The following is a 26542-nucleotide window of genomic DNA, read 5'->3' as shown; positions in this document are numbered from 1 at the left end:
GGGTTCTTGGGATCAGGCGTCGAGGATCGGTGCGAAGCCGCCGTGGACCCGGCGCTGGTTGTCGTAGGGCATGGTGTCGGCATACATGCGCGGATCGGCAATCACCTTCTTCCAGGCGTCGTCACGCACCTGCTTCGACGGCCATTCGACCCAGGCATAGACGACAACCTCATCGCCCGTCGCTTTCACGGCGCTGCGGTAATCGGTGATCTCGCCGTCGGGAACATCGTCGCCCCACGCCTCGACGACGCGGGTTGCGCCATGTTCCTTGATCACCGCGGCCTGCTTCGCCGCCACGGCAAGGTAGGCTTGCTTGTTGGCGGCCGGCACCGGCACCAGCGAGCCATCGATATAGCCGGTCTTGCCGGTCGTGTTCAGGTCGATGAACGGCGTGAAACCGCCGATGATCATGCGCTTGCCGTCAAAGGGCATGGACGCGCCGATCTCCGCCATGCGCGGGTCGCTCATCATCGTCTGATAGGCAGCGTCCGCCGCCGCCTTGTCCGCGTATTCGTGCCACGAAAAGGTGATGACCTCATCCGGCTTTGCCTTCACGGCTCCCTTGAAGTCGGTGATCTTGCCGCCGGGCACGTCGTCGCCCCATCCCTCGACCATCCGGGTGGTGCCGAACTCCTTCAGCACCGATGCCGCCTTGGCGACATGCTTGCGATAGGCTTCCTTGTTGGCGGCGGGCACCGCGGCGACAAATCCTGCGATATAGCTCATTGCGTCTCTCCTGTTGGCTGATGCCGTTTGACACTCTTGGCGTCTCGAAAGATCCGAGAACGCCAATGGTCGAACGGCACGGCCTGGATTCGACATCGCTCCGAATTTTTCTTCGGAGCGGTTCGAAACGCCACTGCCGCCTATTCGGAACCCAGCCTGTCGCCCCAGTCCAGCCGCCGGGCGAGCTTGAAGTCGGCGCCGTCGCGCTTGGTGAACAAGCGCTCGGCGGCGGTACCGTCGTCCTGGCAAAGCTTGAGCAGAACCTTGCCGGAGCCGGATTTCGGCGGCGCAAGAACCCGCGCCTGGTGCGAAGTGGGCCGTTCTCGGGAAGCCGCGACATAGATGAACTTCTCGTCTTCCCACGGCACGTCGGCATCCTTGGCCAGCCGATGCAGGCGCGAGCGGGCGACGCGGCGGGAAAAATGGCACCAGTCGGGCTGGATCAGCGGGCAGGGCGCCTGATGCGCGCAAGGCGCTAGCACATGCGCGCCCGCCTCGATCAACTGCCGGCGCACGGCAAGGATGCGCTGCCAGCCGGCAGGGGTGCCCGGCTCGACCACAAGCAGCGTGTCGGCGGTGAGTTGCCAGAGGCGGTCGATGAGCTTCGGCAGTGATGCGGGAGCGATTTCATCGAGCACATAGGCGCAAGTGACCAGATCGGCCGACTTGAGGTCGGCAAGGTCGATGGTGGCATCACCCGCCAGCCACCTCGTCTGGGCGGCAATCGCACCGGCGGCAAGTGTCTCGCCGACCTTGCGTACCGCCGCACTGGCTTCGAACAACACAGCCTGTTCGAGATCGGGCCACAGCTCAGTCGTGGCCCAAAGCGCAGTACCAGGACCTGCGCCGACATCGAGCAGGCTCTTGGGTTGGAAGGCGGGCTTGGCATCGCTCAGCGCATCGAGACTGGTGCGGATCGCGGCATAGGTCGCCGGCAGCCGCGTCGCCAGATAGGCTTTCACCGCCAGATCCTCGGCCATGTGCAGACGGCCGTCGCGCAATTCGGCACGATAACGGTCGGACAGCGTTTTTGCCGCTTGTTTGAGTACAGCCAGCGGAACGTTTTCGAGCAAGCGCTCGACACCTTGGCGAAGGGATGCCGGCAACTCCATCTCACGCGCCCCGCGGGACGAGAAGGATCACGGAAGCGCCGGCAATGCAGAGCGCCGCGCCGGCAAAATCCCAGCGGTCGGGGCGCACGTCCTCCACCAGCCACAGCCAGCCAAGCGATGCCGCAATGTAGATGCCGCCATAGGCGGCGTAGGCGCGACCGGCGGCTGACGTGTCGACCAGCGCCAGCAGGAGGCCGAACAGGGCAAGCGAGCCGAGGCCGGGAAGAAGCCAAAGCGGCGACTTATCCAGCCGCCACCAGGCCCAGAACGAAAAGCAGCCGGCGATCTCGGCCAGAGCGGCGGCGGCATAGAGGACGTAGGTCATGAAAAAGGTCCCGCGACGGTCACGGGACCTTTTTCAGTGCAGGCGCCGGCAATGGCAAGCGGCAATGCTATTCCTGGTCCGCAACCTTGCGGCGACGAGCCGGCTTGGCGGTCGGACTCTTTTTGACGGGAGCCGTTTCACGATGCCCCATATCGCGCATCTCGAGCGCCTTTTCGCATTTGGCCATGTAGTCGCGCGACATCGGCAGCGTATCGTTCTTCTTGGTGATCTGGATCTGGAAGATGACCAGGTCCTGCCAGCGGAAGGCGGCTTCCGAGGCCGCCAGATAGAATTCCCACATGCGGCAGAAGCGCTCGTCATAGATCGCCTTGGCCTTGTCGCGGTTGGCAGCGAAGCGCTCGCCCCAGTGCTTCAGCGTATCGGCATAGTGGAGCCGCAGGATCTCGACGTCGGTGACGACCAGGCCCGACTTTTCGATCGCCGGCATGACTTCCGAGAGCGAAGGGATATAGCCGCCCGGGAAGATGTATTTGCGGATGAATGCGCTGGTCGCCCACGGCACGCCGGAACGACCGATCGTGTGCAACAGCATCACGCCATCGGGCTTGAGCAGCGTCGCGCTCTTGTCGAAGAACGTACGGTAGTGGTTGACGCCGACATGCTCGAACATGCCGACCGAGACGATGCGATCGAAACGCTCGTTGAGTTCGCGGTAGTCCTTGAGCTCGAAATGCACGCGGCTTTCCAGCCCTTGCGCGTGCGCCCGGTCGGTGGCGACGCCATGCTGCTCGGTCGACAGCGTCACGCCCTGCACGTCGACGTCGAACGCTTTGGCGAGGTAGAGGCCAAGCCCGCCCCAGCCGGAGCCGATGTCGAGCACCGTCTGGCCGGCTTTCAGCCGGAGCTTGGCGGCGATGTGGCGCTTCTTGGCGGCCTGCGCTTCGTCCAGCGTCATGTCCGGCTGCTCGAAATAGGCGCAGGAATACTGCATGTCCTGGTCAAGGAAGAGCCGGTAGAGGTCGCCCGACAAATCGTAGTGGCGCTGCACGTTGCGGCGCGAGCGCGAGGCGGTGTTGATCTGCTGCAGGCGGCGGAAGGCGTGGCGCAGCCCTTCGATGGCCTTCGACCAGGTGGCGTCGATGCCGCCGCTGCCCATATTCTGGAAGGCGATGCGCATCACGCCCAGCACGCCGCCTTCGAGGATGTCGAGTTCGCCGTCCATGTAGGACTCTGGCACTGCCAGCATCGGATCGAAGGTGATGGCGCGCTCGGCATGCGCCGTCTTGATATGCATGTGCACCGGTTCGCCGCTGCCGTCGCCGAAAATCACAGCCGAGCCCTTGGGGCCGGTCACCTTGAGATTGCCGGTGCGCACCAGGCGGTCGAGAACGCGCTTCAACAGAATATTCATGACCAAATGTCCCCTCTCGGCCAGACAGGCTGCCTTGGCGCGTGACCGCGAAAATCGGTATCGATTTCGCCGGGGGTCTTGCGCCGAACCAAAGTTGCACAGCGTGCTTTGCGCGGCCAAAGGACGCGCTACGCCATAGTCTGCAACAATATATAGGGGTTCGAAAAGTTCCATTTGGCACAAAAATGCCCGGGCGAGAGACCCGGGCATTGGTCCAGCATGGCTGGATGACGGCAAAGTGATCGGAGCTTGGCTTTAAGTCGTGATCAGCCCATGGCTCCAATCGTCTTGCGAAGTGTGATCAGGCGTTGTCTTCGCCGCCCTCGAACTCGGTGTTCGGATCGAAGAAGTTCTCCGGCCGGGCGTTGTCGTTGATGTCGTCGCCATAGATGGCTTCGGCAGTGGTCAGTGTCTCGCCCTTGGCCTGGCGCTCGGCTTCGTCGGCCGTGCGGGCGATGTTGAGCGTGACGGTGACCTCGACTTCCGGATGCAGCGCGATCGCCACATTGGTGACACCGATGGTCTTGATCGGCTGGTTGAGCAGGATCTGGTTGCGGTTGATCGAGAAACCTTCCGCCGTCAGCAGATCGGCGATGTCGCGGGTCGAAACGGAACCGTAAAGCTGCCCGGTTTCGCCGGCGGAGCGGACGGCGATGAAGCTCTTGCCGTCGAGCTTTTCGGCGATCTGGGCCGCTTCCGACTTGCGCTCGAGGTTACGGGCTTCGAGTTGGGCGCGCTGGCCTTCGAACTTCTTCTTGTTGGCTTCGTTGGCGCGCAGCGCCTTGCCCTGCGGCAGCAGGAAGTTACGGGCAAAGCCGTCCTTGACCTTGACGGTGTCGCCCATCTGGCCGAGGCGGGAAACGCGTTCGAGAAGAATGACGTCCATGGTTTTGTTCCTTCGGTTGGGCGCCAATCAATCGATGAGATCGACGCCGAATGTCTCTGGAACAGGTCAGGAAGCTTGAGCGCCCGGGGGCGCTGGTGTCGCTGTCCTGCCTGTCGCGGCAGTTAGAGGTTTTTGACCTCAACCCGGGATTTGATGTCCAACCCTGCGGCGCCCGTCGCCGTGGGAGAGGAGCGGGCGGCGAGCCGCCCGCATTGACGCTATTAGCGAACCACGTAGGGCAGCAGGCCGAGGAAGCGGGCGCGCTTGATTGCCTTGGCGAGTTCGCGCTGCTTCTTCTGGCTGACGGCGGTGATGCGCGACGGCACGATCTTGCCGCGCTCGGAAATGTAGCGCTGCAGGAGACGCACGTCCTTGTAGTCGATCTTGGGCGCGTTGGCGCCTGAGAACGGGCAGGTCTTGCGGCGGCGATGGAACGGGCGCCGGGTCGGGATCTGATTGATGTCGACCATTATTCTGCACCCCCTTCAAAGCCTTCGCGCGGACGGCGCGGACCACGATCGGCACCGGCGTCGCCGAACGAGCGCGGCGGACGATCGCCACGGTCGCCGCGATCACGGTCGCCGAACGAGCGCGGGCCACGATCGCCACGGTCGCGGTCGCCGAAGCCGCCGCGTTCCGAGCGCTCTTCGCGCTTCTGCATCATGGCCGACGGGCCTTCCTCATGCGCCTCGACCTTGATGGTCAGGAAGCGCAGCACGTCTTCGGACAGGCCCATCTGGCGCTCCATCTCGTTGAGCGCGGCCGCTGGGCAATTCAGGTCCATCAGCGTGTAGTAAGCCTTCCGGTTCTTGTTGACCCGGTAGGTGAGGGACTTCAGTCCCCAATTCTCGACCCGGCCGACGGACCCGCCATTCGCGGAGATGACACCCTTGTACTGTTCGACAAGAGCATCGACCTGCTGCTGCGAGAGGTCCTGCCGGGCAAGAAACACATGTTCGTAAAGAGCCATTATGTCTTATGCCTTTCTTCGTTTCTCTCCCGGTTCCCGGCGGCAAAAGCCTCTGCAACTTCTCTGACCCGCAAACCCTCGAAGGGGCAGGGGGAAGAAAGGAGCATAACGAGACGGTCGAGAGCGGAGACACGGGAGGCGGAAGCACTTCCGGCTTCACACGAAGGTTCTAAAAAACCTCCGGCCCTCCGTTCAGCCCCCAGCAAGGACCGGCAGATTGCGGGCGTCTATATAGCAATCCGACCGTAAAGCAAGGGCAAGCGGCATTCCCGTGTGTCCCACGTGACGATCGGGGAGCAGCAACGGCGGAAGTTGTGGTTTCCGGGAACCACGTCTTAACCACACTAGAAGGTTGTGTGGAGTTGAAGCCCAGCCGTCAACGGTCGATTCATCATGGAAGGCGCAAAAGCCCGGACGACCGCACAAAAGCGGCAAGCATTTCCGGGGGTAAGGATGCTTCTCGACAAATTCTGGCGCTCGAAGAGCGGCAATTTCACGCTTGTGCTGGCACTGGGTTTGCCGGTCATCCTGACAGCAGTCGCTTTCGCAACCGATGTCTCGACCCTTATGCGGGCCAAGAGCAATTTGCAGAACGCTCTCGATTCGGCAAACCTTGCTTCCTCGCACCTTGGCGATCTCGACATCACCCGCAATGACGCTTTCAACCGCTATTTCCAAGCCAACATCGTCGGTCATGGCGAGCTCGGCAATGCGCAGGCGACGTTGACTGTCGACAAGGGCGTCAACTTCGTCAAGACAAAGGCGGTTGCCTCGGCGGACGTCAATCTCAACTTCGCCTTCCTGTTCGGCGACAGCAAGCGCATCGTCGTCGATGCCTCGGCGGTCGAATCGAACAACCAGCTCGAAGTCGTGCTGGTGCTGGACAACACCGGCTCGATGGCCGGCGCGCGCATGACGGCGTTGAGGACGGCGACAAAATCGTTGCTCGACACGCTCGAAGCGGCGAAATCGCCGACGCGCAAGATCCGCGCCTCGCTGGTTCCTTTCGTAACCGCTGTCAACGTCAATGGCGACGGCTTCGATCCGTCCTGGATCGACATGGACGGCAAGTCCTCGACCAACGGCGTCAATTTTCCCGTCATCGACGGCAAGCGACCGAACCACATGGCGCTTTTCAAACAGCTCAAGAAGACCGGATGGACCGATGCCGGATGGAATGGCACCGGATGGAAGGGTTGTGTCGAGGCGCGGCCAGGCGCTTACAATATCTCCGACACGCCACCCGACACGGCCAAGCCCGACACGCTGTTCGTGCCGTACTTTGCGCCGGACGATCCCGAAGACGCCCAAAAGCCGTCTGGCGCCTATGGCAATTCGGACAAATACTACAACAACTCCTACCTCAACGATGTCAGCGACAAAACCAGGCTTGCCCAGTCGGGCATCAACATTCTGGGCATCGATCTCAGCAACCTGCTCGGCAACCTCATCGACCTTTTGTCACCCGATGACAGGGCTGCCAGGGAAAAGATCGCCAAATATGTTGCGCCCGCCAAGGAACTCATCACCGAGACCGGCTCTCCCATCACTATCGGCCCGAACCGTGCGTGTCCGACCCCGGTGGTCGCCCTGACCGACGATTTCGACAAGCTGCGCAAGGCAGCCAGTCAGATGACCGAGTGGAACGGTTCGGGCACCAATGTCTCCGAGGGCCTGTCATGGGGTATGCGGGTGCTGTCGCCCGCCGCGCCCTACACCGATGGAGCGCCGTGGAAGACGCCCGGCATCAGCAAGATCGTGCTGTTGCTCACCGACGGTGAGAACGTCGTCTATGGCGCCAGCCAACAGCCGACGAAGTCTGACTACACATCATATGGCTATCTGGCCGGCGGTCGTTTCGGATCGGATAACCAGACGACGGCGGCACGCAACGTCGATGGCTGGACCAAAAGCGTCTGCACCCAATTGAAGGACCAGGGCGTGCAGATCTACACCATGGTGCTGCAGTCCGACACCGCAGCCAACCGTGCGCTTTACAGCGCCTGCGCCTCTGATCCGAGCGGCTATTATGCAGTCAACGATCCGACCAAATTGCCGGACGTCTTCCAGCAGATTGCCAACAAGTTCTCAAAGCTGCAATTGACGAACTAAAGGCGGTCTCAACTCGTATGGGCGGCGACAATCTTGTCGACCGTTTCGGGGAAGAAGTCGGGTGCCGCGTGGCGTTTGCCGAACATCATATCGTACTGCAGCAGGCGGAAATCGCGGATCGCCGGATCGATCTCCTTTTGTCGCGCCCAATCGGGCGTGGCTTCGCCAGCCGGCGTCAGCAGAAGATTGCGGTCGACGACACGGTAGCGTTCGCTCATCTCGCCCAGGAAGCCGGTGTAGTAGGGATGGCTGATCCCGGCCGTTTTCAGGATATGATAGGGCAGGAAGGCTGGGCTGACGGCACCCATGTGCTCAGCCGGTCCGGTGCGGTTCGACCAGATGACCAGCGGCGTCTCGTGGTGTTCGAGGGCGGCCTCGGGCGACGCTTCCTTGCGCGGCGCGACATTGTCCTTGAGGAAGCCGGTTTCGACGTAGACCGGCCCCAGCGGCGGCAGATGATCGCCGAAGAAGGCGATCACGGTGGGACGGGAGCGTTTCTTCGCCCATTCGACCAGGCGTTCAAGGCCGCGATCCGCATCGGCTGAACCCTCGGCATAGCTAAGCAGCGATTCGCGCGCCCATTGGCTGATCGGCGCCTTCACCGTATGCGTCGGATTGTAATAGCGGTTCGGCTCGTAAGGACCGTGGTTTTGCAGGCTGACGGCAAAGAAGAACACTGGCTCGTCGCTGGCGTCGGCCTCGCTGATGATCTCGTCGGTCATCGCCGCGTCCGATGCCAGCGGCCCGCGCTTTTGCATGGGCGGCAGCGTCTCTTCCGACTTGAAGTCGTTGAAGCCGAAATCGGCGTAGACCGCGCCACGGTTCCAGAACCAGTTGGTGCCGGGATGGATGGCGCGCGCCCGGTAACCCTGGCTCTTGAGGAAGGTTGCCAGCGAAGGCGTCGGCGTGCGCACATATTGCTGATAGGGGATGCTGCCGGCCGGCAGGAAGGCGTTGGAAAAGCCGGTCAGGGCCTCGAACTCGATGTTGGCGGTCATGCCGCCGAATTCCGGCGAGAACATCGAGCCCGAGCGCAGCGCCCGCACGTTGGGGATCGGATCGGGCGTGATGGTGACGCCGGGCAGCTTGGTCGGATCCCAGAAGGATTCGCTCATGACGATGATGATGTCGGGCTTCTCGGCCGGCACCGAGGCGGTTACATCAGGTCTGCCGATCGCCGCGATCGCTTTGTCGGTATAGCCTGGCGGCGCCGAGACATGCGCCATCGGCACATTGAGGGCGAAGGCCAGCGCAAAACCGTTGGAGGCATAGTTTTCCTTCTGGTCCCACATGATCGGGATGATCTGCAGCCGGTCCCTGGTCCAGGAGAAGGTGGCGTAGTCCATGATCGAAACGAAGAAGGCGAGCAGCGGCACGGCCAGCGTCAGCCGGGCAAGGCGGCCCTTGCGGCTGAGCGCGGGAACCTTGCGGCGCCACAGCCGCCAGCCGTAGACGAGCAGTGACAGGCCGGCGACGATGCCGACGACCATGGCGAGCGCGGTCATCGGCCGGTCGCGCACCAAAAGCGGCAGCAGCGCGAAGATCTGGCGGGCATAGAGGAAATCGGTGGGATAGAGCGGATCGCCGAGATAATGCGACTTCTGGTGGCCGACGAAGGCAAGGGATAGCGTCAGCGGCGCGACGATCATCAGGCTCTGATGGCTGCGGCCGAGCACCGCATCGAGGCCGATCAGGATCAGCGCGAAGACGACGATGGTGGTCCAGCCGGGCTTCAGCGGCTGCAGGAAGAAGGAGACGGTGCCAGCAAAATCGCCGCGCACGATCAGTTCGATCGCAAACACCAGGACGGCCGCGATCGCCAGGCTGACAAGCCCATAGCGCACGACCGGCCATCTCCTGCCCGGCAGATAGCCGGTGGAGGGGTCGTCTTCCAGGAACTGTGGCGCGGGCTTGCCGGCGCGTTTGTAACTCTTTGCCACTTAAACTTCCCCACCCAGCGACAAACACGTCACTCGATTGTCATGGAATTGTCACGCAAAGCTAGCGCCTGTGGCCAAAATAAGAAGAGCCAGCAAACGAATCGTGAGCGGTTTTCATCAGGAGTGATCGCCAAAAAGCCTTTCGGAACAGGCACTCGGCGGATGAGGCGGCCGTCGGGCAGGGTCGAACCGGGCTTGACTTGGCGCCCCGCCATGCCTCACAGGCAAGAAAAACCCGTCTTCAGGCAAGCAAAACCAGCCCTTGGGAGCCCTCGCATGGCCGTCGCATTCACCTTTCCCGGACAAGGCAGCCAGGCGGTCGGCATGGGCAAGGATCTCGCCGACGCCTTCCCCGAAGCGCGCAGGGTCTTCCAGGAAGTCGACGACGCACTTGGTGAGAACTTGTCGAAGCTGATCTGGGAAGGGCCGGAAGAGGCGTTGACGCTGACCGCAAACGCGCAGCCGGCACTGATGGCGGTGTCCCTGGCCGTGGTCCGGGCGCTGGAATCGCGCGGCTTCTCGCTGAAAGGCAAGGTCACCTATGTCGCCGGTCATTCGCTGGGCGAATATTCGGCGTTGGCCGCTGCTGGCTTCGTTTCGGTTGCCGATGCCGCCCGGTTGCTGCGCATACGCGGCAATGCCATGCAGGCGGCGGTGCCGGCCGGCGAGGGCGCCATGGCGGCGATCATCGGATTGGAACAGGCCGATGTCGAAGCAGCCTGCACCGAGGCATCCAAAGGGTCGGTCTGTCAGATCGCCAACGACAATGGCGGCGGTCAGCTGGTTATTTCCGGAACCAAGGCTGCGGTCGAACTGGCGGCGAAACTGTGCACGGAAAAGGGCGCCAAGCGAGCGCTGATGCTGCAGGTTTCCGCGCCTTTCCACTCCGCGCTGATGGCGCCCGCGGCCGACGTCATGCGGGAAGCCCTGGCCGGCGTGACAAAGAATTCGCCGGTGGTTCCCGTCCTATCCAATGTCACGGTTAGCCCGACCAGCGATCCGGACGAGATCGCCCGCCGCCTGGTCGAACAGATAACCGGCCGCGTGCGTTGGCGCGAGACGGTGGAGTGGTTCGGCGCGAACGGCATCACCACGCTTTACGAAATCGGCGCCGGCAAGGTGCTTTCAGGATTGGCGCGGCGCATCAACCGCGACATTGCCACCGCGTCGGTCGGCTCCGCGGCTGAGGTCGAGGCAGTGCTGGTGGCGCTTCGTTGAGCTGCGCAACTTGAATTCACCGGCGCATGACCACATACATGCATCGCAACGAGGTGCGGCATGCCCACATCGATCCGTCTTTCTTCTGAAGTCGAGCGACGGTTGGATTCGCTTTCGGCCGAAACCGGTCGCAGCAAGGCTTACTATCTGCGCGAATTCATTGAGCGGGGCCTTGAGGATGTAGAGGATTACTACCTTGCCGCCGAGGTGCTCGGGCGGATCAGGAGCGGCGAAGAAGGCATTCTGAGAGCCGAAGACTTCTGGAACGGCGACGTCTACAGATAGCCAATTCGCGGGCTGTCCGATTTGAAAGAGGATTAAACACATGTTCGAATTGACTGGCCGCAAGGCGCTCGTCACCGGCGCATCGGGAGGCATCGGTGAGGCGATCGCCAGGATGCTGCATGCGCAGGGCGCGATCGTCGGCCTGCATGGCACCCGCGTCGAGAAACTGGAAGCGCTGGCTAGCGAGCTTGGCGACCGGGTCAAGCTGTTCCCGGCCAACCTGTCGAACCGTGACGAGGTCAAGGCGCTCGGCCAGAAAGCCGAGGCCGATCTCGAAGGCGTCGACATCCTGGTCAACAATGCCGGCATCACCAAGGACGGGCTGTTCGTGCGCATGTCGGATGCCGACTGGGACACCGTGCTCGAAGTCAACCTGACCGCCGTGTTCAGGCTGACCCGCGAACTCACCCATCCGATGATGCGCCGCCGCCATGGCCGCATCATCAACATCACCTCGGTGGTCGGCGTCACCGGCAATCCCGGCCAGACCAATTATTGCGCCTCAAAGGCCGGCATGATCGGCTTTTCCAAATCGCTGGCACAGGAGATCGCCACCCGCAACATCACCGTCAACTGCGTCGCCCCGGGCTTCATCGAATCGGCGATGACCGACAAGCTCAACGACAAGCAGAAAGAGGCGATCATGGCGGCGATCCCCACGCGGCGCATGGGCACCAGCGTTGAAGTCGCGTCCGCCGTCGCTTATCTCGCCTCCAACGAAGCCGCCTACGTCACCGGCCAGACCATCCACGTGAATGGCGGCATGGCGATGATCTAACGAGGTTCGGCAGCAACGCCGGCGGGTTGTGAAAAGAGACCATTTCGGCTTGGACCTCAGCTATTTTTCGTGTAATGCGGCCCGCAACCCGGCGGTTCGGGCAAAAACCGGTCCGTAGTCGTTGCGTTTCCGGCAGGACCATCTTTCAGCTTGATTAGCGGCATTCTGCCCGCTAACGAAGACAGACAAACAAAAGACGAGGATGCCCAAATGAGTGACACCGCAGAGCGCGTCAAGAAGATCGTCATCGAGCACCTTGGCGTCGATGCCGACAAAGTGACGGAGCAGGCGAGCTTCATCGATGATCTGGGCGCCGACAGCCTCGACACGGTCGAACTCGTCATGGCGTTCGAAGAAGAATTCGGCGTCGAGATTCCCGACGATGCGGCTGAGACCATCCTGACCGTTGGCGATGCCGTGAAGTACATCGACAAGGCTTCGGCCTGACGCTTTCCGCAGTCATCACCGGGGAGGACCTGCGATGAGGCGTGTCGTCGTCACGGGCCTTGGGTTGCTGTCGCCGTTCGGCATGGGCTTCGAGCACAGCTGGAAGGAACTTCTGACCGGCCGCAGCGCTGCCAAGCGCATCACTGAGTTCGAGGTGGAGGATCTTGCCTGCAAGATCGCCCACGTCATTCCGCGTGGTGACGGCAGCAATGCCACCTTCAATCCGGAGGCCGTGCTCGAGCCGAAGGAACTGCGCAAGATCGGCGACTTCATCCTGTATGGGATTGCCGCCGCCGACGAGGCGCTGAAGGATTCCGGCTGGGAACCCAAGACGCATGAAGAGCGGTGTGCCACCGGCGTCCTGATCGGCTCCGGCATCGGCGGCATCGAGGGCATCGCCGAGAACGCGACGATCCTCAAGGAGCGCGGCCCGCGCCGCATCAGCCCTTTCTTCATCCCGGGCCAGATCATCAATCTCGTCTCCGGGCAGGTTTCGATCCGGCACGGGCTGAAAGGCCCGAACCATGCCGTCGTCACGGCCTGTTCGACCGGCGCGCACGCTATTGGCGATGCTGCCCGGTTGATCATGTGGGGCGATGCCGACGTGATGGTCGCCGGTGGCGCCGAAGCGCCGGTGACGCGGCTGTCGATCGCCGGCTTTGCCGCATGCCGGGCACTGTCGACGGAACGCAATGATTCGCCGCAAATGGCGTCGCGACCCTATGATCGGGACCGCGACGGCTTCGTCATGGGCGAGGGCGCCGGCGTTGTCGTGCTCGAGGAGCTCGAACATGCCAGGGCGCGCGGCGCCAAGATCTATGCCGAGGTGACGGGTTATGGTCTCACCGGCGATGCGCATCACATCACCGCGCCCGCCGAGGATGGCGATGGCGCCTTCCGTTGCATGACGGCGGCACTGAACCGGGCCAAGTTGACGCCGGCCGATGTCGACTACATCAACGCGCACGGCACCTCGACCATGGCCGACACGATTGAGCTCGGTGCCGTCGAGCGGCTTGTCGGCAATGCCGCATCGAAGATTTCGATGTCGTCAACCAAGTCGTCGATCGGCCATCTGCTTGGAGCGGCGGGTGCCGCCGAAGCGATCTTCTCTATCCTTGCCATCAGAGACAATGTCGCGCCGCCGACCATCAATCTCGATAACCCGGAACGCGAAACCGCGATCGATCTGGTGCCGAACAAGCCGCGTGCCCGCCAGATCGACGTGGCGCTGTCCAATTCCTTCGGCTTTGGCGGGACCAACGCGTCGCTGGTCTTCCAGCGCTACAATGGCTGATCGTCCGGCTGCCGGGCGGCGCTTTGGCGTGCCGTCAATTTTGCCATATTCGCCCCTACTCTGCCGCTGGGGATTCGTTGGGCGATCAAACGGTAGGGCGAAATGAACACAAATCCGGCAGGCAACGGAGAATTCGGGCAACGGCCGCCGACATCCGGCCCGATCGTGCCGAAAACGGCCAGCGAGGCGTTGCGGCCAGAGGCTGGCACGCCACCGCCGAAGCGCTCGCGTGCGTCACGCAGCCAGGTCGTCGTGTTCATGAACTTCGTCATCTCCTCGGTGATGCTGGTGGTTCTGGCGGCCGGCGTCGCGGTCTATTTCGGCAAGCAGGAATTCACCGAACCCGGACCTTCGGCTAATGGCGACACCTTCCTGGTCAAGCCGAACACCGGCGTCCAGGATATCGCCGACCAGCTCGAACGCCGCGGACTGATCAGCGACGCCCGGGTATTCCGTCTTGGCGTGCGGGCCTTCGGCAATGATTCCGCGCTGAAAGCCGGCGAGTACGAGATCAAGCCCAGGGCTTCCATGCGCGATATCATGGAGCTTTTGAAGAGCGGCAAGTCGGTGATGTATTCGCTGACCATTCCTGAGGGACTGACGGTCGACCAGGCATTGCAGCGCATCGCCGAGGAGACTGCGTTGAGCGGCGACATGCCGGCAACCACGCCGCCGGAGGGCAGCCTCGCCACCGACACGCTGCGCTTCACGCGCGGCGCGACACGCCAGCAGATGGTCGACAAGCTGCTGGCGGATCAGAAGAAGCTGGTCGACGATGTCTGGGAGCGGCGCGCGCCTGACCTGCCGCTGGCCAACGTCGAGGAGTTCGTCACGCTGGCCTCGATCGTCGAGAAGGAGACGGGCAAGGGTGACGAGCGTTCGCGAGTTGCCGCCGTCTTCCTGAACCGGCTTGCCAAGGGCATGCGCCTGCAATCCGATCCAACCATCATCTATGGGCTGTTCGGCGGCAAGGGAAAGCCGGCGGACCGGCCGATCTACCAGTCGGACATCCAGAAACAGACTCCCTACAACACCTATGTGATCAATGGCTTGCCGCCGACGCCGATTGCCAATCCGGGTCGTGCAGCGCTGGAGGCGGTGGCCAATCCGTCGAAAACCGCCGACCTCTATTTCGTTGCCGACGGCACCGGCGGGCACGTCTTTGCCGCGACGCTGGACGAGCACAACGAGAATGTCGCCCGCTATCGCGCGTTGCTGAAGAAGCAGGCCGATGATGCCGCCAAAGCCGCCAAGACGACTGGCACCGGCGACAGCGATGCCAGCGGCGGTGACGCGGGCGCTGCCCAGTAAATGAAGAAAGGCGTTGCCCGACAGGCAACGCCCTGACATTTGGAAGAGCGCCGCGCGTCCGATTTCGACGCGCCTGCGGCGCAGTCTTTTTTCAAGCCGCACTCGCTCCTGTCCGGAAAGCCGGTTCAGGGCGATGTGCCAGGGACGTGTGGGCGATATGAATTTGCAGAGCATGACCGGTTTTGCACGTGCCGTCGCCGAGCACGAAGGCACTTCGATCGCCTGGGAGGTCAAGTCCGTCAACGGCAAGAGCGTCGAGGTACGGCTGCGGCTGCCGCAAGGCTTCGAACGGTTGGAACCTGCTGTCCGGCAGATACTTCAGAAACGTTTTGCACGCGGCAATTTCCAGGCGACGCTGACCATCGGCCGTGCCGTTGGCGCGCAGGCGCAGCCGGTCGTCAACGAAGCCTTCCTGAAGGACCTTGCTGGGCTCGCCAAACGGCTGCAGGAGCAATTCGGCGTTGCTGCGGCGACGTCAGATGGATTGCTTTCGCTGCGCGGCGTGCTCGACATTCCTGAAACCGTCGAAACCGAGGAGGCGAGGGCCGCGCTCGATGCCGCGATCATGGTCGCGCTCGAAGTGGCCTTGAACGGGCTCGAACAGGCACGTCAGGGCGAAGGAGCCGCGCTGGCTTTGCTGTTGTCGGGTCATATCGACACGATCGAGGTGCTGACGCTGCGAGCCGAGGCGGATCCATCCCGCGAGACGACGGTGATTCGCGAACGCATCGCCGAGCAGGTCAGGCTGCTGATGGACGCTTCCGCCAATCTGGATGCCACCCGACTGCACATGGAGGCGGCGTTCCTGGCCACCAAAGCCGATATTCGCGAAGAGATCGACCGGCTGAAAACGCATGTCGCGTCCGGCCGGGCTCTGCTGCTGGGCGGCGGTGCGGTCGGTCGCAAGCTCGATTTTCTGGCACAGGAATTTAACCGCGAATCGAATACGCTGTGTTCCAAATCGAATGCCGCAGCCGTCACCGCGATCGGCCTGGACCTGAAGGCGGTGGTCGACCAATTTCGTGAACAGATCCAGAATCTGGAGTAGCCGATGGTTGCCAAGGATTTGGGGTCCCGCATTCGCCGCCGGGGCCTGATGCTCGTCCTGTCGTCGCCATCCGGCGCCGGCAAGTCGACGATCGCGCGCAATCTTCTGGAAAGCGATTCCAGCCTCGAACTGTCGGTCTCGGTCACCACCAGGCCGCGCCGCGGAAGCGAGATCGAAGGCGTCCACTATCATTTTCGGACGATGCGCGAATTCGAGCGGCTTCGTGATTCCGACGCACTGCTGGAGTGGGCCGAGGTGCATGGCAATTGCTATGCGACGCCGCGCGAACCGGCCGAACTGGCGCTGTCCGAGGGGCGCGACATGCTGTTCGACATCGACTGGCAAGGTGCCCAGCAGCTCAAGGAGAAGATGCGCGCCGACATTGTCTCGATCTTCATCCTGCCGCCATCGATGAAGGAGTTGAAGGCGCGGCTGAAACGTCGCGCTGAAGACCAGGAGGCGGTGATCGAGACGCGGCTGAAAAACGCCCGCAACGAGATCGAGCACTGGAAGGAATATGATTTCGTCATCGTCAATGACGACCTTGACCGCGCCTTCGCCGAAGTGCGCGGTATCGTCGTCGCCGAGCGGCTAAGACGCGACCGCCGGCCAGGCCTGTTCGATTTCGTCTCTGGACTGTTGGACGAGAAGACGGGCTGAGGCGGTGAAGCGCCAATCTCCCCCACGAGGGGTGGGAGATCGGCAGCTTCTTACACCGCATTGGTCAGCCGCACGAACTCCTCGACGCTCAGCGTTTCGGCGCGGCGTGTCGGATCGATGCCGGCGCGTTCGAGCAGGGCCTCGCCGCCGAGGTTCTTCACGCTTTGCCGCAGCATTTTGCGACGTTGGCCGAACGCGGCTTCGGTGACGCGGCCGAGTTTTTTTACCTCGGCGGACAGAGGGGTCGGGCGCGGCACCAGATGCACCACCGAGGAGGTGACCTTTGGCGGCGGCGTGAATGCCTGTGGCGGTACGTCGAAGGCGATCCTCGCCTCCGTCCGCCAGCCGGCAAGAACCCCTAGCCGGCCATAGCTGTCGCTGCCGGCGGGCGCGACGATGCGCTCGGCCACTTCGCGCTGGAACATCAAAGTCATCGAGGTGTAGAAAGGCGGCCAGTCGCTGACCGTCAGCCAGCGCACCAGCAGCTCCGTGCCGATGTTGTAGGGCAGGTTGGCCACGATCTTGACCGGACCGCCGTTCCCGGTCGCTCGGCTGGCAAGGCCTGCGAAATCCGTCTTCAGCGCATCGCCGGAAACAACCTCCAGCCGGCCGGGATAGTGGTCGGACACTTCGGCAAGAGCAGCCAGGCAACGTTCGTCGCGCTCTATGGCGACCACATGGCGCGCTCCGTTGTTGAGCAAGGCGCGGGTCAGCCCGCCGGGACCAGGACCGACCTCGATTACTGTTGCATCGGACAAGTCGCCGGCGGTGCGCGCGATCTTGCCGGTGAGGTTGAGGTCGAGCAGAAAATTCTGGCCGAGCGCCTTCTTCGCCTGCAACCCATGACGCTCGATCACCTCGCGTAGCGGCGGCAGCCCGTCGATGCTCATGCCCGAGGTCTCATACGGCGATTGCCTTCGTGTTCGTGTCGGCCAGCCGCCGGGCAAGCTTCAGCGCGGCTATCAAGCTGTCGGGCCGCGCCACACCCTTGCCGGCGATGTCGAAGGCCGTGCCGTGGTCGGGCGAGGTGCGGATGAAGGGCAGGCCGAGCGTGACATTGACCGCCTCGTCGAAAGCCAGCGCCTTGGCCGGGATCAGCGCCTGGTCGTGATACATGCAAAGGGCCGCGTCGTAGCCCGCCCGCGCCCGGACATGGAACAACGTGTCGGCCGGCAAAGGGCCGAAAGCGTCGATTCCTTCGGCACGCAGGATGTCGACCGCCGGGCGCACGATCAGCTCGTCCTCGAGGCCCATGGCGCCGCCTTCGCCGGCATGTGGGTTGAGCCCGGCAATCGCCAGCCTCGGCTTGGCGATGCCGAAGCGGCCGGTAAGGTCGGCGGCGGTGATGCGCGCGGTGGCGACGATCAGTTCGGTGGTCAGTGCCTTCGGCACCTCGGCCAGCGCGATGTGGATGGTGACGGGAACGGTGCGCAGGTCGGGTCCTGCCAGCATCATCACAGGCATCGCCTCGACGCCGCTGTGCCGGGCTGCCAGATGCGCCAGATATTCGGTGTGGCCGGGAAAGCGAAAGCCCGCATCGTAGAGCGGCTTCTTGGCGATGGGGCAGGTGACCACGGCCGAGGCTTCGCCGGCAAGGCAATCGGCGACGGCGCGGTCGATGGCCTCGATGGTGGCGGCCGCATTGGCCGGATCCGGCCGGCCGGGGCTGTCGATGCAGCCGGCGGCTAGCGGAACGATCGGCAAGGCGCGGGCAAAGACCTGCGCCGCTTGCGCTGATGTCGTTTCGACGACCGGCAGCGAAATGCCGAGCAGGCGCGCCCGGGAGGCGATCAGCGCCGGATCGGCGAGCAGGTAGAAGGGGGGCAGGGCGGCAGCTTCGCGCGCCATAAAGGCGGCGATGGCGATCTCCGGCCCAATGCCGGACGGATCGCCGGCGCTCAACGCGAGCGCACTCACTGTGTTGCCCACGTCAGCGCTTGACGATGCGGGCTTTTGCCTTCAGCTCGTCGACATATTTCTTGCTGAGCGCGTCGGCATCCTTGTCGCCGCCGGAGCCTTCGGCCTGAAACGCCATCTGGGCGACCTTGTCGTCGGACACTTCGCGCGACGAGCAGATGCCGATGAATTCGACGCCGCGCTCGGTTTCGCGCGTGGCGGTGGCACCGCCGACTTTGGTAGCCTTGATCTGCTCGGCCCAGTCCGGCGGCAGCTGCGGCGCGAGCACCCGGCCCAGATCGCGAACGGTGACGTCGATCAAGCCCTTGGCGAATTCGCGCGTCGTGTTGCAGCCGTTGAAGCGGGCGCGCATGGCGTCGGCCTCGCGCTTGCGTTTGCCCAGCGTCGCGCTGCGTTCAGCCGCCGGCACCACGAAGATGACCTGCTGCAGCATGTATTCGGTGGCGCTCGGTTTGGCGCCGCCTTTTTCGAGCATCTTCCTCACGAGATCCTGCTCGCTGACGGCACCTGTGCCGTCGCCGGAACGGTAGCGTGCGCTCAAAGCCTGGTTCCAGGCCATCTGGGCGCGGATGAATTCCTTGAAGTGGCTCTTGGTGACACCTGACTTCTCCATGACGCCGTCAAGCTGGCTGAGCTGCATCTTGTTGCTCGAGGCAAAGCGCTGATACGCCGCCTCGACCTGTGCGTCGCTGATGCGGATGCCAAGCCGCTTGGCCTCGGCCATACGCAGCGTCTGGTCGATCATTTCCTGGCCGGCATCGCCCTTCTTGCGCTGCAGCTTCAGGAAGGCGGCGCGATGGGCGATGTCGCCGCTGGTGACCGGAATGTCGTTGACGACGTATTTGATCTCGCTGGCGAAAGCCGGCGGCGTCATTGCAGTGATCGACACGGACGTCGCCGCCACGAGCAACGCGAAACCTGCTGAAAAGAGGTATTTCCTCATCGTTGGTATCCCAATTCTATCCCGGTCCCGCCCAATTTCATCTTTCCAGGTGCGCGAAATCCGTGCCAGCCCTATGCGGCGAAACGATGTCGCCGATTGTTACTGGATCGTGTCGACGCCACTGGTCGACGAGCCGAAATCGCCGAGGGTGCGGAACGACAGATTGAAGCCGATGGTCTGCGACACCTCCCTGGTGTTCAGATCGCGCGACTGCGAGTAGGTCATCAGATAAGTGAAGCAGGAATCGTTGTAGGCGAAGCCGACACCGTCCTTGACCAGCAGGCTTTGCTGCAGGTCGTAGGTTCCTGTGCCGAAGACGCGCCAGTTTTCGGCCAGATGCGTGGATGCACCAAGTGTGACTTCGTGGCGGTCTTCCGTGAAACCGTACAGCGGCTGGGCCTGGATGAAGGCGTATTTGGCGCTCAGCGACACAGGCAGGCCGGAATAGGCGGCCTTCACCTCGGCACGGCGGACCTCGAAACTCTGTTCGTCGAAACGGCCGCTGACCGAGGCCGCGAAGCCGTTGGGGCTGTTGATGCCGAACAGGCCGACATAGTCGGACTTGGTCGTGTCGAGGCCGGAATTGGCGCCGACATTGACCAGATCCGGCGCGGCAAAGGAGTTCTCGCCGCCGATCTGATAGGATTGGCCGAAAATCGCATTGGTGCCCCAGCCATTATTGTACGAGCCGGAATAGCGGAAGCCGACATTGGCGCGCGAACCGCCTTCGACGCGGTCGTAACCGGAGAACTTGTCGCGCTCGAACAAGGTGGTCGCGTCGAAGACCATGCTTTGGGCGTCTTCGTTGGGCACTGAGAGGCCGCCGACATATTGCTCGTTCGGACGCATGAAGACCTGCGCCATTGGCTCGATGACATGGCTGGACCCGCTGGCCATGGAAAACAGCACCGGCCAACGCATCTCGAGGCCCGCGGTTGCCATGTAACGGGCAAATGACGAGCGCATATCGTCCTGCTCGCCCAAATGCGTTGCCATTCGGTCGATGGCGTCTAGCGAAGCCGACGATGCGTTGAGGTAGTCCACATCGCCCTGCAGCGCGAGCAACGGCGTTAGCACCAGTCCGTCATCTGTGACGAAACTCCGCTTCCACTCGGCCTCGGCGGTGAGACGGCCCGATTCGCCTTCGATGCCGCGGACGCGCTGCGTCGGAGTGAGGGCATTGTAGGGCTGGACGAAGGTCTCATCGACATCGTCGCGGCGGATGACACGCGCGTTGACATTGAGGGACAGCTGGCCGCCGGCCACCGAGGCATCAGGAATATAGGCGTAATCGAGCGACGGCAGCACCCACGGCTGTTGTCCACTTCGCGCAGAGATATTGTCGTCAGGCGTATCTTCCTGCACATCGAAATGCATGGCGCGCACGTCGAAATAATTGCGGCCGTTGAGACCCGTCAAGTAGACTGACGACTGGTGAACGCTGCTATTGTACTTGTCGATGCCGTAGGTGTTCGAGAAGTTCTTGTCGGTCTGCAGCAGCACGTCCCAGCCGAAGTTCCAGCGTGAGTTGATGGCGAACTGCCCCTGGGTACCCATCATGCCGCGGAATTTGTTGGGATCGCCGGCGCTGCCCGAATTGACGTTGTGGCCAGAGCTGGATGGGAAGGCAGTGGTGTCGAGGAAGGCGTCGGGATTCTGCTGGTGTATCCCGGCGATCTTCAAGCTGTACTCGCCATTGTCGAAGCGCTGACGCCACTCGGCCTCACCGAGGAAACCCTGCCTGGTATAGCCGGTGCCGGTGACGGTCAGGTCGTAGGTCGGCGCCAATGCGAGATAATAGGGGACTTTCACGCCGACGCCGAGATCGCTCTTGTAGATGATGCTCGGGATCAGGAAGCCGCTCTTGCGCTTCACCGTCGGGTCGGCAATTTCGAATGCAGGCAGATAGGCAAGCGGAAAACCGAAGAATTCGAAATTCGCATTCTCGAAGCGAACCGTCTTCTTCTCACCGTTCCAGATGATCTTCTTGGCCTTGACGCGCCAGGTCGGCGCTTTGTCCGGCTTATCCTCGCACGGCTCGCAGGCGGTGTAGACGCCATTGTGGAAAGTGGTCAGCACGCCGCCCATGCGTTCTGCGCTTTCGGCGGCGAAATAGGCCTTGTCGATGGTCTCGACCCGCAACGCGTTGACGAAGCCGTCGGCGAAGTCATCGGTGATGTCGATATGTTGCGAATTGATCTTGGTGCCGTCGCTGTTGATGACTTCGACGTTGCCGCTCGCGACCATCCGCTTGGTGTTGCGGTTGTATTCGACCCGCTGGGCGACAAGGCGATTGCCACCATAGTCGATCTGCACACCGCCGACGGCGGTCACGGTCTGGTTGTCGTTGTTGTAGACCAGCGTATCGGCCGCCAGCAGCATTTGCGAGCCGGCCGGAACCGATGTCGCCATGTCGCCGACGTCCTGCGCAAGCGCCGGTGCCGGAACGGCGTAGGCAAGCACGCACGCCAAGGCGGTCGCCGCATAGAGGCGCGCCAAACCGGCCTGCCTGTTGCTGGGCAAAAACGCCTCCCTCACTAGCCGTCTTCCTTGTATAGCAGGAAAGTCACCCCGAAGAACATAGCCACCATGACCGGTACCCAGGCGGCTACGACAGTCGGCACGAATCCCGCCACGCCGAATGCCTTCACCAGCACCGAAACGACATAAAGCAGAAAGCCAGCGATGATGCCACCCAGAATCATCGTCGCCGACTGTCCCATCCTGGCAAATCGCATTGAAACCGTTGCCGCGATCAGCGTCATGGCGACGAGAAGGAACGGCAACGCCACGAGCGAATCAAACTGCATGGCAAAGGCATTTGCCTTGAGGCCAAAGGAGCGGGCAACCTCGACCTTTCCGGGCAGGTCGTAGAACGGGATGGTTTCGGGGCGAGCCAGCCGCTCTTGCACGAATTCGGGCTTCAGATTGGTCGGTACGCGATCGGTTGCCGATGCCTGGATCGTGCCGTTCTGGAACGTCTTGACGTCCTGCAATTCCCAATAGCCGTCGCGCAGGAAGGCACGGGCGGCGTCCTTGCGCTCGACGATGTTGCCTTGCGGGTCGAGAATGAAAAATACGACATCGGCCATTTCCAGGCCCTGGTTCAGGATGGCCCGCGCACCGATGATGGTGTCGCCCGAACTGGTTTTCTGACGGATCCAGGGCGCGGCATCGGCCGAGACCGTATTCGATTTGCCCGAACGCAGCTGGGTTTCGATCTGCTCGGACCAGGAGAATGCGTGCGCGGCGAGTGGATTGATGACGCCAACCGACAGGACGCCGAACAGCAAGGCTCCGATACAGCAGGGCAAGAGGAACTGCCAGGCGGAAACACCGGCGGAACGCGCGATGACCAGCTCGTAGCGCCGGTTCAGCGACACCAGCGTCGCCATCGCCGAGAAGAGACCGACGAACGGCACCGTCTGCAGCATGATCATCGGCATACGGAGGCCTGAAATGGCTACCGCCGTGCCGTAGGTGAAGCCGGGCAGGCCGGTGGTGCGTCCGGACAGCTCGGTGAAATCGATCAGGAACACCAGCGCCAGGAGGCCGATGAAGAACCAGATGGTGATCGTCACATAGCGGAAAAAGAAATAGCGGCCCAGTGTCCAGCCCATCAGCCGACCCCTTGGCCTGATGCGCCGCGCCTGGACAAACGCAATTTGAAAGCATTCCAGCTGTCAGCGATGCGCGTGGCGAAGTTTGTCATCCAGTCCGCCCAGGTCACGGGCAGTTCCAGTGTCCGGTTGGAGACGATGAACCAGATCGCCACCGCGGAAGCCACGATCGGCACGCCATAGACCATATACGCATATTGCGGGACCTCATCCGCCTTGCTGGCGGCAAAAAAGCCCAGCCAACGCACGAACAGCGATATCGTGATCGCCGTGATCAGCGGATTGACGCGCGCCTCGCGGTGCGAGCGCGCATCGCCGGCGACTGCAAGCGCGATCAGCGCGAAAACCATGGAATAGGTCCATTCCGAGAACCGTTGGTTGACCTCGGCCCGGTATTCGTAGGGGTTCTGCTGATAATACTTGTCGTTGGCACCCGGGTTGAGCAGGTACTGCGTCGTCTGGTCCTTGGGCAGGAGCGTCACCGCCGAAGCCGCCGCCATGAAGGCCGACATGTCGAAGGCATAGGAGGTGAAGCGGATGACGGAGAGATCGCCGGTCAGCGTTTTGCGATGGATGACGCCGTCATTCATCATCAGCACCTTTTCACCGCCGCGTTCGACGATGCTGCCGGTCTTGGCGTAGTAGACGAGGTTGACGCCTTCTTCGCGCGAATCGGCGACGAAAATGCCACCCAGCCGATTGTTCGGAAGGCGCTCGCCGATCTGCAGGAACAACCCGTCGTCAATCTTGCGGAAGGTGCCTTCCTGGATGATCAGCGACAACAGATCCGCGCGCGACGACGCCACCAGGGCCCGGTTCTTCTGCCGTGCGTAAGGGTCGATGCCGTTGTCGACGGCAAAGGAAAAAACGGCGGCGGCGAGCGCCAGCAACATGATCGGCCGCACGATCGTCCAGCGCGAGGCCCCCGCGGCGTTGACGACGGCGAGTTCGGAATCCGAATTCATGACACTGAGTGTCTGTGCGACCGCTACCACCAGGGCAAAAGGCACCACGATCGGGATGATGGACGGAAGGATGAGGGCGGCGACTTCGAAGAAGGTCAGCGCCGACTGGCCGCTGTCGGTGACCAGATCGATCTTTGCCAGCACCTGCGTCGTCCATACGATCGCCAGCGTCCACACAAGAGCGGCCATGAAGACCACGAAAGCGCGGCGCATGATGTAGCGTTCAACGACCTTCATGAAGGCTTTTCTCGATTTTTTCGAACGGCATCATGCCACCGAACAAGGTAGCTGTCCGGCAGCGCCTGCACAACTGGCTCATCAGATGGTCTATCCGGGTTCTGTCCCACATCACGCCCCCCGGCTGGGCGGAGTGTCGGCGGGAATGGATAAGAAAGGGCGAACATCGATGGTTAACAACAGGTTGCGGCAAAAAGCGGGGCCGTGCCGCGACGAATCGTCATCGATTCCATAGGTCATATGGGATGCCAATTCGGCAAAGTCTTGCCAAATGCCGGAAAACGACCAAATGTCGCGCATCGTTTCGAACCGCTTCCCCAAAAGTCGCGCATTCCCTGAAAGCAGGACATGATGAATCAAAGACCGTCGATCGCCTTCGCCAAATTTTCCGGGTCCCAGAGCGCGGTGAACAAGAAGGGCACGGTCTTCGTGCTCGCGGCGGATGAGGGCGGCCTGAGCGACGTCGCCAAGGCCGGTGATCCCGGCAAGACACTGGAGCGGGCCTTTCCCGTGGCTGAGTTCACGGGCAAGTTCGCCAGCACGGTGGAAGTTCTGGCGCCGCAGGGAGCATCGCTCGACAGACTGGTGGCGATAGGCGCCGGCAAGGTATCGGGACTGGACGAATATGCGTGGTTGAAGCTTGGCGGCACCGTTGCCGCGTCGCTGCGCAAGGCGACCGAAGTGGCGGTGGTCCTCGATGTGGCCGGCGCCTCGCCGAGCGCGAAAGACGCGGCAAGCCTTGCCGCGGGCATTCTCCTGCGCAGCTATTCCTTCGACAAGTACAAGACCAGGAAGGACAAGGACGACGGCAAGGCAGAGCCGAAGAAGCCGGTCAAGGTGACCATCCACACCGCCGATCCGGCCGCTGCGAAGAAGGCCTTCGCCGATGCCGAGGCGGTGATAGACGGCGTCCTACTGGCGCGCGACCTCGTCAACGAACCGGCAAACGTGCTTGGGCCGGTCGAGTTCGCTGCCCGCGCCAAGGAACTCGAGGCACTAGGCGTCAAGGTCGAGATATTGGCTGAGAAGGAAATGAAGAAGCTCGGCATGGGCTCGCTGCTCGGTGTCGCGCAAGGATCGCCGCGCGGCGCCCGCATGGCGATCATGCAGTGGAACGGCGGCAAGCCGAAGGACAGCCCGATCGCCTTCGTCGGCAAGGGCGTCACTTTCGACACTGGCGGCAATTCCATAAAGCCGGCCTCGGGCATGGAGGATATGAAGGGCGACATGGGCGGTGCCGCCGCCGTTACCGGCCTGATGCATGCGCTGGCGGCCCGCAAGGCGAAAGCCAATGTCGTCGGTATCATCGGACTGGTCGAAAATGCCGTCGACGGTCATGCCCAGCGCCCCGGTGATATCGTCACTTCGATGTCGGGCCAGACCATCGAGGTGCTCAATACCGACGCCGAGGGCCGCCTCGTGCTGGCCGATGCGTTGTGGTACTGCAACGACCGCTTCCAGCCGAAATTCATGGTCAATCTGGCGACGCTGACCGGCGCCATCATGGTGGCGCTCGGTCAACATTATGCCGGCCTCTTTTCCAACAATGACGAACTGGCCGAAAAGTTGGCGGCGGCGGGGCAGGCGACGCAGGAACGGCTGTGGCGCATGCCGCTGGGGGCCGAATACGACAAGCTGATCGATTCCAAGAACGCCGACATGAAGAACATCGGCGGCCGTTTTGGCGGCGCCACCATCGCGGCGCAGTTTCTGCAGCGCTTCGTCAAGGACACGCCATGGGCCCATCTCGACATTGCCGGCACGGCGATGGGGGCGCCGTCGAACGAGATCAACCAGTCCTGGGGTTCCGGTTTCGGCGTCAGGCTGCTCGACCGGCTGGTGCGCGACAATTATGAGCAGTGAACGGGTTCAATCACTATAGGCTGAAGCGATGGCCGACGTCCTGTTCTACCACCTGACCGAATCGACGCTGGAGGATGCGCTGCCAGGCCTCCTGGAGCGCAGCGTCGACCGTGGCTGGCGCGCCGTGGTGCAGACAGGCACCGAGGAACGCCGCGATGCGCTCGACCAGCATCTTTGGACCTTCCGGGACGATTCGTTCCTGGCGCACGCGACCGATCGTGAGGCTCATCCCGGCGAACAGCCGATTCTGTTGACCACCGGAGACAGCAATCCCAACGACGCAAAGATAAGGTTCCTGGTCGACGGCGCGGTGCCGCCTGACCTTGGCGGCTACGAGCGCGCCGTGTTCCTGTTCGATGGCCACGATGCCGCCCAGCTCGAGGCGGCGCGAGGGCACTGGAAGGTGATGAAGAGCGCTGGCCACGCCGTCACCTATTGGCAACAGACGCCAGATCGCCGCTGGGAGCGCAAGGCTTAAGGCAGGTCGCCTGAACGTGACTGAGGCAGGTC

At 62.6% G+C, this 26542-nt stretch carries 27 protein-coding genes; 11 read left to right on the top strand and 16 right to left on the bottom strand.

The window, feature by feature from the left end; translation table 11 throughout:
• Positions 1-12: 12 nt before the first annotated feature.
• The 7 genes from NKI66_RS26020 to rpsF all read right to left on the bottom strand — a co-directional run bounded on the left by NKI66_RS26020 (position 13) and on the right by rpsF (position 5391).
• Positions 13-726, bottom strand: coding sequence for a DUF1428 domain-containing protein (locus NKI66_RS26020; RefSeq protein WP_352722765.1), 714 nt, complete (start codon positions 724-726; stop codon positions 13-15).
• Between the two features lie 140 nt (positions 727-866).
• Positions 867-1838 (bottom strand): small ribosomal subunit Rsm22 family protein, encoded by a 972-nt coding sequence (locus NKI66_RS26015; RefSeq protein WP_023813754.1) that lies wholly within the window; start codon positions 1836-1838, stop codon positions 867-869.
• A gap of 1 nt (position 1839) precedes the next feature.
• Positions 1840-2163, bottom strand: a complete 324-nt coding sequence (locus NKI66_RS26010; RefSeq protein ID WP_023813755.1) for a YnfA family protein — start codon at positions 2161-2163, stop codon at positions 1840-1842.
• 67 nt (positions 2164-2230) lie between these two features.
• Positions 2231-3535, bottom strand: a complete 1305-nt coding sequence (locus NKI66_RS26005) for a cyclopropane fatty acid synthase (protein WP_023813756.1) — start codon at positions 3533-3535, stop codon at positions 2231-2233.
• A gap of 301 nt (positions 3536-3836) precedes the next feature.
• Entirely contained in the window at positions 3837-4421 is a 585-nt protein-coding gene (rplI, locus tag NKI66_RS26000; protein ID WP_127289263.1) for a 50S ribosomal protein L9, read from the bottom strand.
• A gap of 221 nt (positions 4422-4642) precedes the next feature.
• Complete coding sequence (gene rpsR, locus NKI66_RS25995) at positions 4643-4891, bottom strand: 30S ribosomal protein S18 (protein WP_006203718.1); 249 nt, start codon at positions 4889-4891, stop codon at positions 4643-4645.
• On the bottom strand, positions 4891-5391 hold the full coding sequence (gene rpsF / locus NKI66_RS25990; protein WP_013532520.1) for a 30S ribosomal protein S6: 501 nt from the start codon (positions 5389-5391) through the stop codon (positions 4891-4893). Before rpsF ends, rpsR begins: the two co-directional genes overlap by 1 nt.
• Before the next feature lie 453 nt (positions 5392-5844).
• Between rpsF and NKI66_RS25985 the strand changes: the two genes are divergently transcribed.
• Complete coding sequence (locus NKI66_RS25985; RefSeq protein ID WP_352442173.1) at positions 5845-7503, top strand: pilus assembly protein TadG-related protein; 1659 nt, start codon at positions 5845-5847, stop codon at positions 7501-7503.
• 8 nt (positions 7504-7511) lie between these two features.
• On the opposite strand, the gene NKI66_RS25980 is transcribed toward NKI66_RS25985, so the two are convergent.
• Positions 7512-9443 carry an LTA synthase family protein gene (locus NKI66_RS25980; RefSeq protein ID WP_352442174.1) on the bottom strand — a complete coding sequence of 644 codons (1932 nt, stop codon included), beginning with the start codon at positions 9441-9443 and terminating at the stop codon, positions 7512-7514.
• 276 nt (positions 9444-9719) lie between these two features.
• On the opposite strand from NKI66_RS25980, the gene fabD reads away from it, so the two are divergent.
• From fabD to fabF, 5 genes are all read left to right on the top strand, one after another.
• Entirely contained in the window at positions 9720-10661 is a 942-nt protein-coding gene (fabD, locus tag NKI66_RS25975; RefSeq protein ID WP_352631896.1) for an ACP S-malonyltransferase, read from the top strand.
• Positions 10662-10721: 60 nt separating this feature from the next.
• Entirely contained in the window at positions 10722-10946 is a 225-nt protein-coding gene (relB, locus tag NKI66_RS25970) for a type II toxin-antitoxin system RelB family antitoxin (protein WP_352631894.1), read from the top strand.
• Between the two features lie 40 nt (positions 10947-10986).
• Positions 10987-11724, top strand: coding sequence for a 3-oxoacyl-[acyl-carrier-protein] reductase (fabG, locus tag NKI66_RS25965; RefSeq protein WP_023813762.1), 738 nt, complete (start codon positions 10987-10989; stop codon positions 11722-11724).
• A 210-nt stretch (positions 11725-11934) separates the two neighbouring features.
• A complete protein-coding gene (locus NKI66_RS25960) occupies positions 11935-12171 on the top strand; it encodes an acyl carrier protein (protein WP_006203723.1) in 237 nt (78 codons plus the stop codon).
• A gap of 34 nt (positions 12172-12205) precedes the next feature.
• Positions 12206-13468 (top strand): beta-ketoacyl-ACP synthase II, encoded by a 1263-nt coding sequence (gene fabF, locus NKI66_RS25955; RefSeq protein WP_352609745.1) that lies wholly within the window; start codon positions 12206-12208, stop codon positions 13466-13468.
• Here the strand turns inward: fabF and NKI66_RS25950 are convergent.
• Positions 13456-13728 (bottom strand): hypothetical protein, encoded by a 273-nt coding sequence (locus tag NKI66_RS25950; protein ID WP_352442176.1) that lies wholly within the window; start codon positions 13726-13728, stop codon positions 13456-13458. The genes fabF and NKI66_RS25950 overlap by 13 nt on opposite strands.
• On the opposite strand from NKI66_RS25950, the gene mltG reads away from it, so the two are divergent.
• From mltG to gmk, 3 genes are all read left to right on the top strand, one after another.
• Complete coding sequence (gene mltG / locus NKI66_RS25945; RefSeq protein ID WP_352442177.1) at positions 13727-14779, top strand: endolytic transglycosylase MltG; 1053 nt, start codon at positions 13727-13729, stop codon at positions 14777-14779. The two genes, NKI66_RS25950 and mltG, sit on opposite strands and share 2 nt — an antisense overlap.
• 157 nt (positions 14780-14936) lie before the next feature.
• Positions 14937-15827 (top strand): YicC/YloC family endoribonuclease, encoded by an 891-nt coding sequence (locus NKI66_RS25940; protein ID WP_352442178.1) that lies wholly within the window; start codon positions 14937-14939, stop codon positions 15825-15827.
• Between the two features lie 3 nt (positions 15828-15830).
• Complete coding sequence (gene gmk / locus NKI66_RS25935) at positions 15831-16487, top strand: guanylate kinase (protein WP_013532512.1); 657 nt, start codon at positions 15831-15833, stop codon at positions 16485-16487.
• A gap of 50 nt (positions 16488-16537) precedes the next feature.
• Here the strand turns inward: gmk and rsmA are convergent, their stop codons facing one another.
• From rsmA to NKI66_RS25900, 7 genes are all read right to left on the bottom strand, one after another.
• Complete coding sequence (gene rsmA, locus NKI66_RS25930; protein WP_352609739.1) at positions 16538-17377, bottom strand: 16S rRNA (adenine(1518)-N(6)/adenine(1519)-N(6))-dimethyltransferase RsmA; 840 nt, start codon at positions 17375-17377, stop codon at positions 16538-16540.
• 10 nt (positions 17378-17387) lie between these two features.
• Entirely contained in the window at positions 17388-18404 is a 1017-nt protein-coding gene (gene pdxA, locus NKI66_RS25925) for a 4-hydroxythreonine-4-phosphate dehydrogenase PdxA (RefSeq protein WP_502895161.1), read from the bottom strand.
• A gap of 13 nt (positions 18405-18417) precedes the next feature.
• The gene (locus NKI66_RS25920) at positions 18418-19347 is read right to left on the bottom strand and encodes a peptidylprolyl isomerase (protein ID WP_023813768.1); all 930 of its coding nucleotides are present in this window, start codon (positions 19345-19347) and stop codon (positions 18418-18420) included.
• A 99-nt stretch (positions 19348-19446) separates the two neighbouring features.
• On the bottom strand, positions 19447-21885 hold the full coding sequence (locus NKI66_RS25915) for an LPS-assembly protein LptD (protein WP_023813769.1): 2439 nt from the start codon (positions 21883-21885) through the stop codon (positions 19447-19449).
• The gene (lptG, locus tag NKI66_RS25910; protein ID WP_031213741.1) at positions 21885-22970 is read right to left on the bottom strand and encodes an LPS export ABC transporter permease LptG; all 1086 of its coding nucleotides are present in this window, start codon (positions 22968-22970) and stop codon (positions 21885-21887) included. The genes NKI66_RS25915 and lptG overlap by 1 nt, the downstream gene beginning before the upstream one ends.
• The gene (gene lptF / locus NKI66_RS25905) at positions 22967-24169 is read right to left on the bottom strand and encodes an LPS export ABC transporter permease LptF (protein WP_023813771.1); all 1203 of its coding nucleotides are present in this window, start codon (positions 24167-24169) and stop codon (positions 22967-22969) included. Before lptF ends, lptG begins: the two co-directional genes overlap by 4 nt.
• Positions 24170-24280: 111 nt before the next feature.
• The gene (locus NKI66_RS25900) at positions 24281-24469 is read right to left on the bottom strand and encodes a hypothetical protein (protein ID WP_127289235.1); all 189 of its coding nucleotides are present in this window, start codon (positions 24467-24469) and stop codon (positions 24281-24283) included.
• 51 nt (positions 24470-24520) lie between these two features.
• On the opposite strand from NKI66_RS25900, the gene NKI66_RS25895 reads away from it, so the two are divergent.
• Positions 24521-26032 carry a leucyl aminopeptidase gene (locus NKI66_RS25895; protein ID WP_127289425.1) on the top strand — a complete coding sequence of 504 codons (1512 nt, stop codon included), beginning with the start codon at positions 24521-24523 and terminating at the stop codon, positions 26030-26032.
• Positions 26033-26060: 28 nt separating this feature from the next.
• On the top strand, positions 26061-26510 hold the full coding sequence (locus NKI66_RS25890) for a DNA polymerase III subunit chi (RefSeq protein WP_352631889.1): 450 nt from the start codon (positions 26061-26063) through the stop codon (positions 26508-26510).
• The last annotated feature ends 32 nt before the right edge of the window (positions 26511-26542 follow it).

The sequence above is a fragment of the Mesorhizobium sp. M0518 genome, assembly GCF_040321125.1.
GTDB lineage: Bacteria > Pseudomonadota > Alphaproteobacteria > Rhizobiales > Rhizobiaceae > Mesorhizobium.
Note: the sequence above shows the minus strand (reverse complement) of the source record. Positions and strands in the feature narration are given on the sequence as shown.